The organism is Acinetobacter lwoffii (assembly GCF_022809915.1).
Taxonomy (GTDB): Bacteria; Pseudomonadota; Gammaproteobacteria; order Pseudomonadales; family Moraxellaceae; genus Acinetobacter; species Acinetobacter lwoffii_M.
In genome coordinates this window covers 1-2,522 of record NZ_JALGQY010000070.1, presented here as the reverse complement: position 1 = coordinate 2,522, position 2,522 = coordinate 1, and the positions used below count along the sequence as shown (strand labels likewise).

General features: G+C 34.8%; 2 protein-coding genes and 1 other annotated feature. Both genes read right to left on the bottom strand.

The annotated features are described in order from the left end of the window. Nucleotides 1–94: 94 nt before the first annotated feature. Entirely contained in the window at nucleotides 95–964 is an 870-nt protein-coding gene (locus MTX11_RS16365) for an ankyrin repeat domain-containing protein (RefSeq protein ID WP_243475603.1), read from the bottom strand. Between the two features lie 99 nt (nucleotides 965–1,063). Next, nucleotides 1,064–2,283, bottom strand: a protein-coding gene (locus MTX11_RS16360) for an IS3 family transposase (protein ID WP_243475602.1) whose coding sequence is annotated in 2 segments (ribosomal slippage) — nucleotides 1,064–2,007 and nucleotides 2,007–2,283 — 1,221 coding nt in all. Because the reading frame shifts where the segments join, the coding sequence is not laid out codon by codon here. Beyond that, nucleotides 1,892–2,008: a sequence feature (AL1L pseudoknot), on the bottom strand. Its footprint overlaps the gene before it by 117 nt. Nucleotides 2,284–2,522 lie beyond the last annotated feature (239 nt).

Genomic DNA, 2,522 nt, shown 5'->3' with positions numbered 1-2,522 from the left:
GCTTGGTTTGAGATTCAATTTAATCGCTGGAATCTACAACTTGGAACTGAGCAAAAAATGATTTATGAAAGAGGTCTTATGTATTTTAGAAAACCTAATTAAATGTTTCTAGGTAGTTCATTAATTCAGTTTTTGCTTGCTTCCGTGCTCTTTCAAATGCTGTTTCCTTGTATTTGTTTTTATGTTTCATATCTATTCCATATTCAGCTAAGAACTGTAATCCGTATAAATTATTATAATCTACGAAAACATGTGGCATTTGGAAAACTGGATCTTTACCGAGAGGATCACAACCTAAATCTATCAGTAATTTATAAATTTCAGTATTCTGATTGAGTCCAGCAATAGCTAAGCCCTTTTGTGTCACTGTCTTAATAAAATATTCTTTAAAATGCTCAAAAAAATAAAAGACCATTTCATCTGAATATCTAAATGCCAATTCAAGTGGTGTATAGGCAAATGATTTTTTCTTTGGGTCTGCACCAAGTTCTAATAACTTCTTAGCTAAATCAGTATTATTTTTTTCAATGCTCAATCCTAAAGGAGTTCCTACACCTTTAAGACCTCTATTTAACTCACCTTTACTTATTTTTTTTGATAATAAAAAATCTATCTGATCTATTAAATTAACATGGCAAGCATATACAAGCGTTTTCTTGATTTTTTCTTGTGAAAGACTCTCTTCTAATTGAGCTTGTCGTTCTGTATCAAATGGTGTTACCTCATAAGTTTGATATAGAATTAACTCCATCGCATCATCCCAAAATAATTCAGGATTGTAATCAGTATGATGTATTACTTTTTTATCAATAGAATAATAACTGTAAATTCCATTATCTAATTCATCACTATCCATAAGATCATGTATTTTTTGAAATATATCTTCAGTATTGCCTAAGTTTATGAATCCTTTTTCATGTATTTCATAAACAGTGGCATATCTTAAGTGAATAGTTTTATTCATCACAAAGAAAAAATCTTGAGTAAGCTTTAAGCTATCTATTTTTCTTAAAATTGTATCTATTGAACCGTACCGGGTTTGTCGGAGACTTTTTTATTTAAGTTAGGCCACCTGACCTAACGGGTTAATCTTATCATAGTACATTGCTTCAAACTCAAAAGGCGACTTGTAACCCAATGCACTGTGTACACGCTCTTTATTGAACCAATCTACCCAGTTGAGTGTCGCAAGTTGTACATCCGCTAAACCTTGCCAATCTGCTTTTAAATATTCAATCACCTCTGTTTTGTATAAGCCATTCACTGTTTCAGCCAAAGCATTATCGTATGAATCACCAGTTGTACCGACTGACGCTCGTAAATTTGCTGCTTCTAGACGATTGGTATAGCGAATGGAAAGATATTGCACACCTCTATCGGAATGATGAATTACATTCTTTGGCATACCTCGATCATGCAAAGCTTGTTCTAATGCATCAAGCACCATATCTGTATTCATACGTGTTGATACTTTCCATCCAACAATTGCTCGTGAAAACACATCAATAATAAATGCGGTATAGACCCAACCTGACTTGGTTTGAATATACGTAAAGTCACTGACCCACAGCTGATCTGGATGATCAGCACTAAAATTACGTTTCACTAAATCATTCGCTCGTTTTTGATCATCTCGGCTACGGGTGGTTTGTTTGTTCTTACCTCGCCAAACACCTTGTATACCTAGCTTTTTCATTAATCGAGCAACAGTACAGCGTGCAATAATATAGCCTTCACGTTTTAATTTTTGCCAGACTTTACGTACACCATATCGACCTGAACTTTCCTTCCAAATTCGTTTAATCTCCTCAGCATGATGCAAGTCATGTAAATCTCGCTTTGCTCGATGTTCTGGATTTTCGCAGAGATCTAGAGTCCGGTAATAGGTTGAAGCTGCGATCGGTAAAATCCTACAAATCGCATCAACACCATATAAGTCTTTATTGTTATGGATGAAATCCACCATTATTTGTGTGGGCGGTCGAGCTCCGCCTGGGCGAAAAAAGCGGCTGCTTTACGTAGAATTTCATTGGCGCGTTGCAGTTCTTTATTTTCGCGTTCGAGTTGTTTGATACGTTCTTGGTCTGAAAGCTGCTGTACTTTAACTGGATTTTGTTTATCTAAATATTTTTGATACCAAATACGTAGTGTTTCAGGAGTACAGCCAATTTTAGGAGCAATTGCGGAAACTGCTGCCCAATTCGATGGATAATCTTTTTCAGATTCAATTAGTAATTGAACCGCTCTTTCTCTGATTTCAGGGGTATATTTTAATTTTGTCATCGGGATAGTCTCTCAGAATATTGACTCTCCGACAAACCCGGTACGGTTCATATTGTTGGATTCATAAGTTGAGTTAAATATCATAAATTTTCATTTAGTATAAAAGAAAATTCCTCTAATATTGATTCCATTTAACATAATGGCGGTTATACGAAATTTCGTTGTTAGAACCCATTTAAAGTGTCTATATTCTCACCAATAAAAATGTCTGGTTTATGATGGTTTTTATCACCATGGAC

What these genes read in the sequence shown, in the direction of transcription:
- MTX11_RS16365 (WP_243475603.1), bottom strand. Translation starts at nt 964, where the DNA reads ATGAATAAAACTATTCACTTAAGATATGCCACTGTTTATGAAATACAT.